At 38.7% G+C, this 15,489-nt stretch carries 7 protein-coding genes; 3 read left to right on the top strand and 4 right to left on the bottom strand.

Going from position 1 to position 15,489, the window contains the following annotated elements; translation table 11 throughout:
- The first annotated feature begins 399 nt into the window (after positions 1 to 399).
- The gene (locus H6G59_RS18695) at positions 400 to 648 is read left to right on the top strand and encodes a hypothetical protein (protein WP_190717052.1); all 249 of its coding nucleotides are present in this window, start codon (positions 400 to 402) and stop codon (positions 646 to 648) included.
- 91 nt (positions 649 to 739) lie between these two features.
- Here H6G59_RS18695 and H6G59_RS18690 read toward each other — a convergent pair whose 3' ends face one another.
- Together H6G59_RS18690 and H6G59_RS18685 are read right to left on the bottom strand one after the other, a co-directional pair.
- On the bottom strand, positions 740 to 1,303 hold the full coding sequence (locus H6G59_RS18690; RefSeq protein ID WP_190717050.1) for a hypothetical protein: 564 nt from the start codon (positions 1,301 to 1,303) through the stop codon (positions 740 to 742).
- Positions 1,293 to 2,675 carry an AAA family ATPase gene (locus H6G59_RS18685; RefSeq protein ID WP_190717048.1) on the bottom strand — a complete coding sequence of 461 codons (1,383 nt, stop codon included), beginning with the start codon at positions 2,673 to 2,675 and terminating at the stop codon, positions 1,293 to 1,295. The genes H6G59_RS18690 and H6G59_RS18685 overlap by 11 nt, the downstream gene beginning before the upstream one ends.
- Positions 2,676 to 2,908: 233 nt before the next feature.
- On the opposite strand from H6G59_RS18685, the gene H6G59_RS18680 reads away from it, so the two are divergent.
- A complete protein-coding gene (locus H6G59_RS18680) occupies positions 2,909 to 3,301 on the top strand; it encodes a hypothetical protein (protein WP_190717046.1) in 393 nt (130 codons plus the stop codon).
- 68 nt (positions 3,302 to 3,369) lie between these two features.
- On the opposite strand, the gene H6G59_RS18675 is transcribed toward H6G59_RS18680, so the two are convergent.
- A complete protein-coding gene (locus tag H6G59_RS18675; RefSeq protein WP_190717044.1) occupies positions 3,370 to 10,401 on the bottom strand; it encodes a phytase in 7,032 nt (2,343 codons plus the stop codon).
- 312 nt (positions 10,402 to 10,713) lie between these two features.
- Here H6G59_RS18675 and H6G59_RS18670 point away from each other — a divergent pair, with 312 nt between their 5' ends.
- The gene (locus H6G59_RS18670; RefSeq protein WP_190717042.1) at positions 10,714 to 10,875 is read left to right on the top strand and encodes a hypothetical protein; all 162 of its coding nucleotides are present in this window, start codon (positions 10,714 to 10,716) and stop codon (positions 10,873 to 10,875) included.
- A gap of 311 nt (positions 10,876 to 11,186) precedes the next feature.
- On the opposite strand, the gene H6G59_RS18665 is transcribed toward H6G59_RS18670, so the two are convergent.
- Positions 11,187 to 15,155, bottom strand: a complete 3,969-nt coding sequence (locus tag H6G59_RS18665) for a glycerophosphodiester phosphodiesterase family protein (protein ID WP_339327977.1) — start codon at positions 15,153 to 15,155, stop codon at positions 11,187 to 11,189.
- Between the last annotated feature and the right edge of the window lie 334 nt (positions 15,156 to 15,489).

The following is a 15,489-nucleotide window of genomic DNA, read 5'->3' as shown; positions in this document are numbered from 1 at the left end:
TAACAATTATATGATTCGAGTTCTCAGTTCCTGTTTCATTGACTCTACATTAGATTCCTCTCATCCCTTATGTCAAGCCTAATTGAGATGCTCTTACCCTGAATTCTGAATCGTGTTAAAAGATCAGTAGTAATAGCTAAAGACTATTCAGGTCCAGATAAGATTTTATATGTTTTTGAAGAAACAAATGGTTCTAGCAACGCTCCTCGTGCAATTTCAGAAGAAATCAACCTACACAAGTTTTCTCTGCCTATTGGTATTCAGTATTTCGCATCTCCAACTAGAACCTATGAATTTTTTCAGAATGAAATTTCATCATTTGCAAATACTTACTACCCAATAGATTGTCTGACAGCCAAACTCTTAAAAACAATTGATGACCTTAATAATAAAGAAAGTGTGGTAGTTGATGAAAAACTCTTAGAGAAATATAGAGAAGCTTTTCTAGAATTTTTTACAAATCTGAGTAAGGTTTCAGAACAAAAAATAGACTTGGATAAATTTTTGGCTAAAATGTCAGATCATGAGTTTGCAACCTTAAATGACAAATTTAATGGTAAACCTTGTAATGACACAGAGTTTAACTCATCTGTTGCAAAAATATTTGAGAATCTTATGAATGAATTTACACAAGATTCTTGTTTGTAGTTGATAGATTGGTTTAAGTTAAATACACGCCAACACATTTATTATTATTGGTTGATGTTGGGTTTCCTTCCATCAAACCAACCTACAGATTCTATATTTTTTTGTCAGAATAATTCATTAGTAGGCGATCACTTTCTACTTTAGCTCCATTTCTTAACCATTCAATAGGTTGTTCTTCATCTACTTTATCTGGATTTACCCATACAATATCCTTGAGTTCATCAATTTTTACAGATGCTTCACTAAAAAATTTTCTAGCAGTATTATCATCCAATGATATAACAATTTTATCTGTTGCTAGTGCTGCTTCTATTAAACATAAATCTTTTGTCATTTCCGCAATTCTTTTATTACTAACATTAGCAGCAATACTTTCTATCTCAGTCCATAAACTATCATTTATTGATATTTCCAGATAGTTCCATTTTTTCCTGGATATCATTTGAATTTGCCATTTTCGGGCATAGGATGATTGATGTTTATCCCATTCTGCTTTTATAGCTGGTGTCATAACAATTTGATGACAAATATCTAAAACTGCTAATAAAAATTCACGACAATGAACCGACTGGGGAAAAGTAGCATTTTTATCACCAGCAGAACGAGCTACAGAAGCATCAATTACCAAACGTTGAGAATTTACTTTAGCCACCATGTACACCCTGCATTAAACGAGCTTCCGCAGCACTTAAATAACGGTTTTCTAATTGTAGAGATAAATCACCAAAATCTTCTGGCCAATCTCCAAAAGCGCCAGTTTCATCTAAATCAGCACTATTGACATTTGTTATACCATTTTCTTGGCGCGTAAACCAGTGCAGTTTTACTATATCTGGTGATAAATTACCTTCGGCAACTAAAGATTGAATTGCTAGAATTAATTTATCGCTATGAGTTTCTACAACTACTTTAACACCTCTTTTTGCTGCATTAGATAATATTTCTGCCATAGCAATTTGAGCGCGAGGATGAAGGTGAATTTCTGGTTGTTCAATATATACTAATTGTCCTGGTTCTGCTACTAATAAAGCAACTAAAACAGGTAATGTTTGGGAAACACCAAATCCAACATCGGCAATATTCACCATATCATCTTTAGCATCAGAGTTGCGTGGTAAACGACCAACTCTAAGCTCAACTTGTGTATCATTAACTTGTCTTGCTTGTACTTTACAAGTTAATCCTAGTGTTTCTAATGCAGCACATAATTCTTTGATAGTTTTGTTATTTTTACCCTTTTGCCAATAATTGATCACACTAGCAACGTAATTTTCAAATGTACCTGGAAATTCATCACCTATAGCTGTAATTTTATAATTTCGTTCGGGATTTCCCCTTAATCCAGGGACATGGATTATTTGACGGATATAATTACCAAAAACTTCCGAAGGACTGGAATACAAGAAGTTAAATAATGGATTTTGAGAAATAATATTATATTTTTCTTTTGTAGATAATGAAAACTCTAAAAAACACCTATTTCTGTTAACAATCCATGTCATTCTATTTTTTAAAGTTTCTGTATCTTGAATTGCATCATATATTTCTATATATGGCTTTGGTAAAACATTCATTACATCTCCTGGCAACATATCTGGTAAAAGGGAAAACTCTTGTTCATTTCCTTTATATATCATTTCAACAATTTCTATGGCTTCTTTTTTATGTGTTGTAAATACATTACTAATAATTTGATCATTCTCTATACCAATACCAACGGTAAACTTATTATTAGGTTTGATTCTAGATATTTTAGAGAATAATTGTGTGGCTGAAGTAAACTTAACATTGGGTCCATTAAGTAATAATGCACCAGGATCATAAGTTGCTTCTAGAGTTTGTTTCATCAACAATAAGGGTTGCATGATGCTAGATTTTCCCGAACTATTAGCACCTGCAAGAATTGTTAACGGGCGTACTTCAATACTGCATTCATCATAAAGTGACTTATAACCACTGACAGAAATTTTTGTAATTCCTTTGACATTTTTGTTTTGTTTGTCATTATTGGAATCAGATTGATTCATAATTCGACTTTCCCTAATTTCAGTTTATATTATAATAATACTCTGTGATTTCTGATAGGTTGCGTGGTGCAGCTATATTTACTTGTGTGGGTAATTAACAAAGTTTATTGCTTTGTTATATATCACTACTGGTAGATTTATTGTGGTGGTTTATAGCAGTTTATCACAAAGAGAGAAAAATACACCAATTTACTACTATGATTGATACATAACAGATATCCTTGATCAGCATTATGACTACAGTTGCTATTATACCTACATCAAATGCCAGTGGAGAAAGGTATTATCGCGCTATTGCTGGAGATAAACAGTCTGTTGGCAAAACTGCCGATCAAGCTTTAGATGCTTTAACTACACAGCTAGGTGAAGTTGAATTTCGGGCATTATTAATTATTGATAACTTTCGTCCTGATCAATTTTTCACTAATGAGCAAAAACAACGTTTATCCGAACTAATGAGTATGTGGAGAACAGCACGAGATCAAGGACAAACACTTCCCTCAGAAATACAAATTGAATTAGATAATCTTGTTAATGCTGAACTCAATGCTGCTACAGCCAGAACTGCATCTTTAGCACAACAAAAGTTTTCATATTTATTATTCCCACAATTATCAAAAAAATAGTCGGCTTAAGCCGACTTTTACTATTAGCCTGGGAATATGGCTTACGCTATCATTCCCAGGCTCAATTATTAAGCAACTGAAGCAATGGAAAAATTGAATCGAACAATTAGATCATTGTAATCTGCATCACCACCACCAGGTAAATCTTCAAAACCAAAAGTGTTATCTCCTAACAAACGAATGTGATCTACTCCATCAGAATTTACTCCCAAATAAGGGAAGTAAACTTGAGGATCATTACTAGTGTTACTATCGGTTAACTGGGACAAAGTCCCATTGACAATTATCATCGGAGCCAATATTGAACCACCGGCAATCATGGCGCTGTCTGTAAATAAACCTTGGTTAGCAACAGCAAATTTGATGATTTCACCAGTGTCTGCATCTTTAATGATATTGTTGATTGCAGCTTGCAGATAATTGGCTCGATTAGCTGCATTTGCTTGTAGACTACCAATTAATCCTTGAGCATTATCTACTTCATAAAAGTAGACTTCGTTATTAAATGCGGCTTCTCGATAAACAGAGAAATCTGCTTTCACCTTACCTGATATATCTTGAAAATCAATTAGTTCTGCTTGGTTTTTCCCTTGCAATGCTGTACCTGTAGTTAAGGATTCATCAGTGGACTGAATATTAACTACTAGAGAATTGAATTCTGTAACAGTGGTACTTTCCTTCCAAGAAATTGTGAAACCATCATCTTCTTCTGTAATTCTTTGGGTGGAAGAATCTGCAAAGATAATGTTTGTAGCTGATATCTTTCCAGCCCGGAAGGAGTCAATTGTACCGTCTTTTACTAAGAAGAATTTCAAGTTATGACCGGAATTAAATTCCAGCAAGCGTCTCAGATTGTCAGTCTCAAACTGATTTGGACGATTAGCAATAGCAGAGAAAATCGTTTTACTTTGGCTTCTGGCACGATTTATCGCTGCTTGGTTATAACCTTGTTCTCCAGGTGCAATACCGTTGATTCTTCCTTGAGCATCGTCAACAATAAATACACCTAGTTCATTGACAAAACTAGAATTGCTTTCGAGAAGAGTGGCTTTGAGTCTGACTGTGTCACCAATACCTTTAATGGTAAAGATGTTGTTGTTAGTAATAGCAGCTAGTGGAATATCTTCGTCATTGATAGTTCCCTGGGTTGTACCATTTGTAGAACCTATAACCGCGCCGTTGGTAGCATTAATTAACTTGACTGTGAAAGTCTCATCTTCTTCCACCCGGAAATCTTGTTTTGTTTGAACAGTAAAGATTTTCTGGGTTTCACCAACTGCAAAGGTAAGATTTTCACTTTTACTAGTAAAGTCATTATTACTAGCTGTATCGCCGGCGTTAATAGCTGTGGAAACCGTTACTTTCTGTTCTGTTTGAGCATCCCCTGTACGAGTAACAGTAAAGGTGATAGCATTTCCTTCTGTAGCTTCAGCAGATGCGATCGCAAATACGCTGACATCATTAACTACTCCAACTGCTATATTAACCGTTGCATCTGTTGTCGCGTAGACAGTTCCATCAAAACCATTCCAGCTAAAGCTAGTATTACCATTGAAGTTAGCTGTGGGAGTGAAGACGAGTTTAGCAATATCAGCAACTACGATTTCTTGATTAACTGTAACCGCTGTACCGTCTAACTTTAAAGTTCCGTTCCCAGGTAAACTGGTAATTTTAATCTTCGTCAGACTATCACTGTCTATGTCAGTGAATGCAGATGTGAAGTTCTCAACGGTGAAAGTGATATCGGTGTCTTCGGTTCCAGATTTACTGATGTTGGTGATAGTAGGTGCATCGTTAACTGGTGTGACTCCTATATTAACCGTTGCATCTGTTGTCGCGTAGGCAGTTCCATCAAAACCATTCCAGCTAAAGCTAGTATTACCATTGAAGTTAGCTGTGGGAGTGAAGACGAGTTTAGCAATATCAGCAACTACGATTTCTTGATTAACTGTAACCGCTGTACCGTCTAACTTTAAAGTTCCGTTCCCAGGTAAACTGGTAATTTTAATCTTCGTCAGACTATCACTGTCTATGTCAGTGAATGCAGATGTGAAGTTCTCAACGGTGAAAGTGATATCGGTGTCTTCGGTTCCAGATTTACTGATGTTGGTGATAGTAGGTGCATCGTTAACTGGTGTGACTCCTATATTAACCGTTGCATCTGTTGTCGCGTAGGCAGTTCCATCAAAACCATTCCAGCTAAAGCTAGTATTACCATTAAAGTTAGCTGTGGGAGTGAAGACGAGTTTAGCAATATCAGCAACTACGATTTCTTGATTAACTGTAACCGCTGTACCATCTAACTTTAAAGTTCCGTTCCCAGGTAAACTGGTAATTTTAATCTTCGTCAGACTATCACTGTCTATGTCAGTGAATGCAGATATGAAGTTTTCAACGGTGAAAGTGATATCGGTGTCTTCGTTTCCAGATTTACTGATGTTTGTGACAGTAGGTGCATTGTTTGTAGGTGCAACAAAGTCGAAGTCCGCTGCTGTGAGAGTATTGGCTTGAACATTTCTTAAAATGCCAAAATCTCGTACAGAACCATTGATAGTGGCTTTGACAATTGTATCAGCCCCAACTTGCACTAGGATGAGGTCTGCAAATTCTTGAACTTCAGGGATGCCAGCAACTACAACCTTATCTGCACCTTTCGTGAAATCTAATACTTCCCCAGGGGCTTCGGGAACTGCGCCATTACCCAGGAAAAAGCGGTCTAACCCAGCACCGCCGGTCATTTGCGTACCTTTGCTACCAGCGAACAGTGAATCATCACCAGATTCACCAAATAAGCGATCGCTTGCTAATAACCCAAATAAAGTATCATCATTGTCACCACCATAAAGGCTATTGTTACCTGTTGTGCTGGATGTACGTAGTAAATCGCTGCCAATTCCACCTCTGAGGGTGTTATTGCTACCTTCTATCACAAAAAGCTCATCGTCTCCAGCACCACCATCAAGGGTGTTATTAGTACCTTCGACTACAAAAAGCTCATCATCTCCAGCACCACCTTTGAGGGTGTTATTGACACCTTCAACTACAAAAAGCTCATCATTTCCATCACCACCATCAAGGATGTTTCCACCCAAAATACCTTCAGCATATAAGCTGTCATTTCCTCCCAGTCCTTGAATTTCCTCACCCTGTTGGGCATATAACTCATCGTTACCCGCAGTACCCAATGTGAGTTGAAGATTATTAGGTAGTTCGAGAATTCCTAGTTTCTCTGGAATCGTTGTACCGGCAACATTGAAATCGTTATCGTTCATCAAAGCCAAAGTGTTCGGTGCAACTAACGCCAAACCCTCTAATTTTTCAACTCCGGTGTAACCAAGTTGGGCTGCATTTGCAATCAAACTTTTGCTAACAACAGTAATCCCAGCCGCAGTTAACTCCGCAGGAGATAGTTCTTCAATCGTCTTCCCAGCTGGCAAAGTAAAATTAGCAGGATTATTGATATTAGTCGCTGCGGCTAAATCAATTTTGTAGATGAGTTTATTAGAAGTGTTATCACTTCTGTCATCTCGTTCCACAACGGCAAATTTACCATTACCTAGGGAAACAGCATCACCAATCTTATCTGTTTTCGCAGTCCCACTACCTGTAATATCGTCGAGAAGATAGAGATACTCACCTGTTACCTGTTTAGTAACTATGTTAAATTCCAGAATTCTGAGATTACGAGAACCTCTAGAGGTTGTATCACCAGCATTATCTGGATTATCAATGGGACTCTGAATAAAAGCATAAAGCTTGTTGCCTTCTAGTGCTACAGCTTCAAACCCTCGGTTATTCCGGCGTTGGGCGTAAACTGCTGGTAATACCTCAGTTCCAAATGTTCCTGCTGGTTGGTCTGGTTCGGTTGCTGTGGCTGTTCCTTGGGGAATAAAACGCTCAAGTAACTTCCCATTCACATCAAAATGATAAATCGCTGGACGGTATTCATCCACCAGCCAATAGTCGCCATTTTCAGCAACGACAATTCCCTCTACGTCTGCACCAAAAGGGTCATTAGTTAAAACTTGACCATTTAAATCAACAGCAATTTCATCAGTGTAAGCTGTACCACCTTCCCCAGCTTGCACATTAGGAAGTCCAGTTAACGGAGTTGTACCATCAGCACGGAACAAGCCCGTTCTATCGGTAATGGTAATTGCACCTGTCGTTTGATTAAGTTCAAAACTGACTATTTCTGGTTGAAAATCGGGTAATAAAAATGGTCTGTTTTGACCTGTGGGTTCACCATTAGGACCACGATCTGTATGGGTAACAAATTTCAAATTACCGTTAGCTGCTACTCCTTGGAAATACAACCCCGAAAATCCACCTAAGAAGATATCTTGACCTGCGGAGGTTGTCCCTAATTTGGGCAAGTTGGTAAATTCGTAATTAGTTAATCTGGGTTGGGCTACGGGGTTGCGAGGGTCGTAACTAGTGGTATCAATTTTTAGAACATCGGGTAGGGTATTAGCGATATTTTCCCAAGGTACAAACTTAAAGTTGCTGCTGATGTTTTCTATTTCACCATCATCTTCAACTAGAACAGCCGGATCATTATTACCATCTTGGGTAACAAATAAACCATTGGGAAATGCAGTTCCTAAAGGTACGTTAACGACATCTGCACCGTCTGACTCTTGTACACTGTCAATTCCCCCATTATTACCAACACCAAAACGCCCCAAAAAGTCGTTATTGCCTTCGCGGGTGTATGCTGCAAAGGTATTATCACCTTGGCTGGATGCGAGTAAGTAGCCTGTACCATTTGCACCGTAGTAGATAGTTAAACCTTCTACGTCATCGACAAGATTATTACCACCCAAAGCTTTGACTTGATCAATGAGTTTGCCTGTGTTGCTACCATTGGGTTCGGCATCAAATTTCCAAATACCGACATTTTCTTGACCAATGTAGAGGAAACCTGTTTCTTGGTCTGCAACCATACCCTCGGTTTGGGGGTCAACATCACCAAACTCAGCCGGAGGAGTAATAGTAAAATTACGTACTCTTTCTGCACCTATTTTACCATTACCCATATCAATGAGTTTGAATTGGGCAACATCTCCAGTTTCACGACGACTGGTAAAGACGTAGTAATCATTGGTGAAGGGGCTACGATAGAGAGCGAGTCCATAGGAACTACGAGATGATGGTTCGTAGGGAAGATCAAAGGGTGCTGCTTGAAAAAGAGTACCAATGCTGCTATCGGTGATATCTTCTAAATAGTTGCCGTTGCTAGAGTTGGGGTTAATTTTGAAGATTGCTAGTTTATCATTATTGCGATCGCTTGCTACTGCAAAGTCTACCGTTTCACTACCCAGTTGGAAACCATATTGCAAGTCAATATTGTTGTAACGAATCCCACCCGGATTAACTGTTTGCAATAATTCACCAGACAAGTCATAAACCCGCAAACCGCCATTTTTTACCGAAGTTAATACCAAGCTATCAGCAGAATCAGTAGCATTGACATAAATAGCTGGGTCATCAGCATCAGCCCTTTGATCTACAGGCAGATTATCATCATCCAACAGTGCCGGCGTGGTTTCTACTGTAGGTGTAGCACTGGGAAGGATTTCATAAAAGCTCACAGTATTACTCACTTCATGAGAAACTGCCAGCATTGGTTTAGCATTAGGACTATCTTGTGCAGAGATAAATTTTAGACCTTCAGGACTAACATCACCTTCAGTTGTAATATACTGAACAAATTCAGGTGCAGTCGGGTCACTCAGGTTATAAACCATCACCCCACCACCAGCACGTTCTAAACCCACAAATCCATAAGGTACATCATCAATCACACCAACAACTACACTTTCTGGTTCAGGACCCTTATTATCGGAACGAGTGTCAACCTCATCAGCAGATCCATCATTAGCATTGAAAAGTGTCGGTGTGGCTTGTGACAGAATTTGTTCAATCTGATCGCCGCTATCATATACTAATTGACCTTGATCATTCCAAATTGAGAAAGAACGACCACCGAAAGCATAAAGTTGATCAAAATCTCCGTCTCCGTCTGTATCTCCCAGAGTATTGGTAATAATCAGACGACCCAGATTTTCATCCTTTTGTAATTCAGCCGCATCGGGAAAAGCTGTAGGATCAAGTATGACATCCTTAACTCTTGTTTCTTCATTGAAAATGTCACCTTCTCCATCATTAGGTGCAGGTAAAATATCATCACCAGTGGGACGAATGCGAGCATCTCCTTCATTGGCTGTGATGTAATAGGTTTCATCACCAACTTGAAAAGAGCTAATTCCATCCGGTAGATACATCCCCAAGACAGGCCAATTTTGGATATTGATGCCATCGTCTCTATCACTAGCATCTAGACCATTTCCAGGTAAACTATGGTCTTTAAAACCTAGAGGTACAACATCAGTAATAGTCCCGCTGGCAATATCAAGAATAGCAACAGCATTATTTTCTTGGAGAGTAATAAAAGCAGTTTGATTATCATCAGAAACTGCAATATACTCTGGTTCAAAATCTTCAGATGCTGAAGCATTAAGTCCAAAAATCCTGACTCCTTCTGCTTTTAAAGTTGCTTCCTGTCCATTAAATGCAGTGAAATCAGCAGTGGTAACTTTACTATTATCTAAACTGGCAATATCTCCAGAAACATCAATAATGCTAACTGAACCTTCTGGATCAATAGTATAATCTTCACTTGGTTCTCCTTCATTAGCAACAAGTAATTTGCTACCATCAGGAGTAAAGGTGAGCATATCAGGTAAAGCGCCTACATTCACTTCAGAAAGTTTAGTGAGAGTAGTAGCATCATAGAAAGCAACTTTACCAGCATCGGTACTGTTATTAGCGGAAATGGCAACAGCAATAATGCTATTTGCATTTCCTATTCCTTGTCTAACAGCGACACTCTGAATTCCTCCACCTAAGCTAGAAAGATCAATATTAGTAATCTTAGTAGGATTGTTTGGGTTAGAAGCATCAATTACTTGAATAACTGGTTTACCTTCAAATTGCCCAGTCACAAAAAGGCGTTTTGATTTGGGGTCAAAATCAGAAATTTCTGCACCGTCTAATTCAATTGTGCCTAGTTGATTAAGTTGAATTGTATTTGTCATTGTTATGTCTAGAATTAGATTTTGAATGTTACTGAGTTTGTAGTCAGGACTTTAGTCCTCTGGAAATTTCGCCAAAAGGGTTAAAACCGTGACTACAAACCAAAAGCTATCCCAGCAAAATTAAGAAATAAATAATAACACGTTAAGAACTCAGTGAATTCAAAATAGAGTCTACGGCTTCTTTGCAGAAGGAGTTGACACCAGTCAACAAGTATGTCACTATTGTGCTTATATATTTTAGTCACAAAACAGAATCATCTTTAACTAGTCTCATATCCGCAAAATTACGATTTTCATTGTACTTCAACCTGTATGTATTATACATTTGTCCGCATTGGTGATGGCACAATTGGTAATACTGGTTTTGGAACTGGTCAGTTATTAGCTACTTTATCAGGTACATCTGGCTTTATTGATGCTGATGTGAATGTCAATCTGTTTGCATTTTTTCAGCAAACCCTAATTAGTGGTTGATATTGTTGGTGGGTTTCGTTCCATTGCTACGCGAAAGTTCACGTTCCACAACCCAACCGAGAATACTGGTAATTGAAGACAGAATTTTCATCTTCATCCTGTTCATCCTTAAATCCTGGAAATCCTGATTCAGACAATCAATTTAACGCTGAGAGAGGAAGAGAAGTGTTGACATGGAGTTTTATATGTGTTATCCTTATCTTGATAAGGAAGAACTATTTTATTAAAAATAATCAGCATCAAGAAAGCGATCGCACTTCATCTACAATGCGATCGCTTTTAATATCCTCTTTTTATTTGCCTACACTAATTTATGATTCAAAAACGAAATTAGCAGCAGTCAAACTAGTGGTATTCACTCCTGTGAGAATAGCAATAGTTTTGTCACCAACGGCAATACTGTTACCACTCAGGGTCAAGTCTGCAAAGTCAAAACCTGCACCTTGACCAGCAATACCTAACACATCAGTACCGATTTCAAAGTCAACAACGGTGTTAGCAGCACTGGGTAAATCACCGTTGAGAATCCAGAATTGGTCAGCACCTGCACCACCAGAGAGTAAATTACCACCACCTTCAACAACGTAGAATTTATCATTACCTACACCACCTAGGGCGCGACCATCTGCACCTAAGTAGAATTCATCATTACCTACACCACCAGAGAAACGGTAGCCACTGGCATCAACAGCATAGAATTTGTCATTTCCACTGCTACTAAAAGCGTCATCGCCATCAGCAGCAAAAATTTTATCCTCACCACTACCTGTAAAGATGCGATTGTTACCAGCTAAACTGCCGCCAAAAGGAACATCTACTGTATCGTTCTCTGCACCAGAGAACACTGTGTCATTGACTCCATCAAAGTCAACTCCAGCTACTAGGTCATCTTTACCCGGTGTTCCTGTAACTAGGTTATTGGTCTCTTGACCTATACCAGGTGCAAGGTTAAGGGGCTGATCTAATTTGAGCAGAATGATTTCGTTGTTGTCAATGACTGGATTTTGTGGATCATTACCCGGACGACCGATTGAGAAGGGATAGTTGTTATCATTGGCAACTAAAATGGTATCTTTGTCAACAACCAAAACATTTTCAATCGTCACAAATGGGAAGTCAAAGGTTGTTTGTCCATCTCCATTGAGGTCGTTGGGGTCTTGGATATTCAGAAGGTCAGCTACTTCTACTTTTTCTACAAAGCCGTTAGCATCTTTTTTGGACAAATCAACTTTGTAGACTTTCTTAAATTCAGCAGTGCTTCCCTGACCATTATCCCGCTCAATCACTAAATACTCATTATTATTAATGACTGTGAAATCACCAATAGCATAGCTGGGGTTTTCCAACTTGTAGAAGCCTTGTAAACCCTGGAATTCCTGAGAAGCGACATCAAATTTATAGATTCGTAGTGAACCTGCGGGATCACCGAAAACTGTTCCTTCCAGTAAAGGATACAAGGTTTTTTGGTCGGGACTAATAGCCATACCTTCAAAACCTTTTGAACCACCAAGATTGGAAACAACAGCTTCACCTACAAATTGGTCACGCACCAAATCTCCTGTACTGGGGAAGTCGGTAAAGTAACCGTCAATTCCTAGTTCAATAAACTGTTCATATTCCTTTTTGGGATCTCCGTTGTAGTCTGATGCGAGGAAAACATCTTCGTTACGGAAGGTGTAAGGGTGGACAAGCAATTCGGCATTATGGGCATCTTGGACTAGAGTTGTGGGAGTACCAAGAACTCTATCAGCTTCGTTAATTGTTCCATCCCCATTCAGGTCATCTGGTTGACCATCACCATTGTTATCTACGGTGTTAGCAGGAATAATTAAACGCTTGCTGGGACCAATACCAGAGGCATATTCGGCAATTTTAGCTAGTTCTGCTGGGGTGGTAAGATCTCCATAGGTGCGAGAATCTCCACTAACTACGAAATCATAGGGCTTTTGTGTGGCTCCGCCATATAATTGAATTAGTGGGATGTCAATATTCTTCGCAGGCATAAGAACATTATTGAGTTCTTGGAGATTGCCTACTTCAAAAGATTGAATAAATACCCGCGTTGGATCGGTGAAGTTATTAGCAACTAAGGTGTCAACTAGTAACTGTCCTAAATTGGTGTTGATTTTGGTAGTACCATCTAGGCGTGTACCTTCAGTTGCAAAGTAGGTGGGGTGTTTGGTTTCTGGATAAATACCAATTTTGCGACCTGTTTCTGTTTCTACCTGTTTGACTAATTCAATGATTTCTTGCAGAGTGGGAACTTCTAAGTTGTCGTTATCATATTCTGTTCCCCGCAGATCTGGTAGACGTTCGATCGCTTTGAGGGTTTTAATTTCTGCTAAAGTCAAGTCTTCGGTAAACCAACCGATAATGGTGCGACCATCAACAACTTTGGTGGTTTTACGGTCTGCAAATTCTGGACGGGTAGCAATATCTGTGCTGGTATCTGTGCGGTTGATTGTACCATCAGCATTGAGAATTGCTAAGGCGTTTTCGTGACGGGCGATTAAAATTCCGTCTTTGGTAGCTACCAAATCAGGTTCAATAAAATCAGCCCCATCTGCGATCGCTAATTTGTAAGCTGCTAGAGTGTGTTCTGGACGTGAACCACTTGCACCTCTGTGGCCGATTACTAAAGGTGCATTACCATCTAAGGTATTAAACTCGGTTTTAGCAAGAACATCGGGGTTTTGGGGCGATCTTACAAATTCTGCGGTAATGCGATCGCGTGCTAAGTCACCTGTACCGGGAAAATCGGTAAAATATCCATCAACACCTAAATTGATAAACTGTTTAAATTCTTCCTGTGGATTGCCATTATAATCTGAGGCTAAATAACGTCCTTCATTGCGGAAAGTGTAGGGATGTACCAGCAAACCCGCATCATGGGCATCTTGGACTAAAGTAGTAGGAGCAGTCAGAGTTTTATCAGCATCGTTAACTGCACCATCACCATTGACATCATCCGCTAAACCATCGTTATTAGCATCCACACCCTTAACAGAAACAATCATTCGTTTCCAGGGGCCAATACCATCCGCATAGGTAGCAATTTCCTCTAACCCTGCAACTGTCCGCAAGTCTGCATAATCGCGGTTGTCACCACTAACCACGAAATCGTAGGGTTGAACTTCTTGCAGAGAACCATCAAGATTCACATCATAAGCATCCAACAACTGAACCAGAGGAATATCAGTTATCTCATTTAGTTCTTTGAGGTTAGCAACTTCAAAAGATTGAATAAATATCCGACTAGGATCTGTGAAATCTGCTGCTTCCAGAGTTGCTAACAGCGGTTCTTCTAAAGATAAATCAAGATTATCGTGAAAAGTTGGATGTTTAGTTTCTGGATAAATACCAATTTTGCGACCTGTATCTAGTTCTACCTGTTTAACTAAATCAATGATTTCCGCCAAAGTAGGAATTTCATACAAATCATTAAACACTTGAGTGCGGAAATTTTGGGGCATTTTTGCCCGCAGGGTTTTGATTTCTGCCAGAGTAAAATCAGAAGCAAAGTATGCAGTGACTTCTACACCATCCAGCATTTTCGTAGATTTACGGTCTGCACCAAAAACTTCTGCTACGTTGGTAGTATCATCTAGCATTGGTTCATGACGCGCAATTAGCACACCATCTTTAGTAGAAACCAAATCTGGTTCAATGAAGTCTGCACCTCTTTCAATTGCTAACTTATAAGATCCCAGGGTATGTTCTGGAAGTTCACCACTAGCACCCCGGTGTCCAATCACAATTGGCGCTTCACCATTTAAGGTATTTAGTGTGACTGTGTTAGGTGTAGGAATAGGTGCATCTAACAGCTTACCACTAGCATCAAAATGTAATAGATAAGGCCCAAATTCGTCACCAATCCAGATTGAACCATCTTCCGCAATTACAAAAGATTCAATATCAAAATCTGCACCAGTTAATAATCTTGCGCTAGTTCCCTCATTCACAATTGTGAAAGGAACTTTGTTATTAGGGTCAGACAATTGAATGAAATCTAAAGTATTAACAGTACCATCACCATTTTCTGTTCCCTTAAAATTGGGATCTACACGATGGATACGCAGCAAATAATCGGCACTATTATCTTTGCTTCCATAACCATTATCTGATAGGAAATACAAAGTATTATTTTTAGCGAATTGTACGCCGCTAAAACCTTGGATTGGCTGTCCGGGAAAGGGTCCAGTTCTACCATTTCCAGAGATCCCATTTCCCGAATCAGGACCCTCAGCAAAGGTATCAGCAGGTAAAGAAGCAAAACCGATTAACTCTACTTGGGAAACCATATATTTAGTATTTCTCTTCTTGCTTTTTGTGTTTTACGCATTATTGAATTTCTCTTTACATCTCTGCGGTGATTAAAAATTAAATTCAAATCCGCTAAATTTGAGTTTAAAAAATGAGATTTTTAATTCAAATTCATCGAAGTTAGTATGAAGAAATTCAACTAGCAATCACAATAATTTCATTGAAAGATTAAGGTAAAAATAAATTCAGTAAAATAAAAGGTTAAAATAAGTTTATATATATAGTTAAGACTTACGTAAGTATTCAGGATAGAGAATACTCCAAGTTAGGAGAATAAAGACTTTTCGAGTC

It is taken from the genome of Anabaena lutea FACHB-196 (assembly GCF_014698305.1).
GTDB lineage: Bacteria > Cyanobacteriota > Cyanobacteriia > Cyanobacteriales > Nostocaceae > Anabaena > Anabaena lutea.
This window is presented reverse-complemented; position numbering and strand designations above follow the sequence as displayed.

Coding starts and splice junctions, on each gene's coding strand:
- H6G59_RS18685 (WP_190717048.1), bottom strand. CDS start 2,675: ATGAATCAATCTGATTCCAATAATGACAAACAAAACAAAAATGTCAAA.
- H6G59_RS18675 (WP_190717044.1), bottom strand. CDS start 10,401: ATGACAAATACAATTCAACTTAATCAACTAGGCACAATTGAATTAGAC.
- H6G59_RS18680 (WP_190717046.1), top strand. CDS start 2,909: ATGACTACAGTTGCTATTATACCTACATCAAATGCCAGTGGAGAAAGG.
- H6G59_RS18670 (WP_190717042.1), top strand. CDS start 10,714: ATGTATTATACATTTGTCCGCATTGGTGATGGCACAATTGGTAATACT.
- H6G59_RS18690 (WP_190717050.1), bottom strand. CDS start 1,303: ATGGTGGCTAAAGTAAATTCTCAACGTTTGGTAATTGATGCTTCTGTA.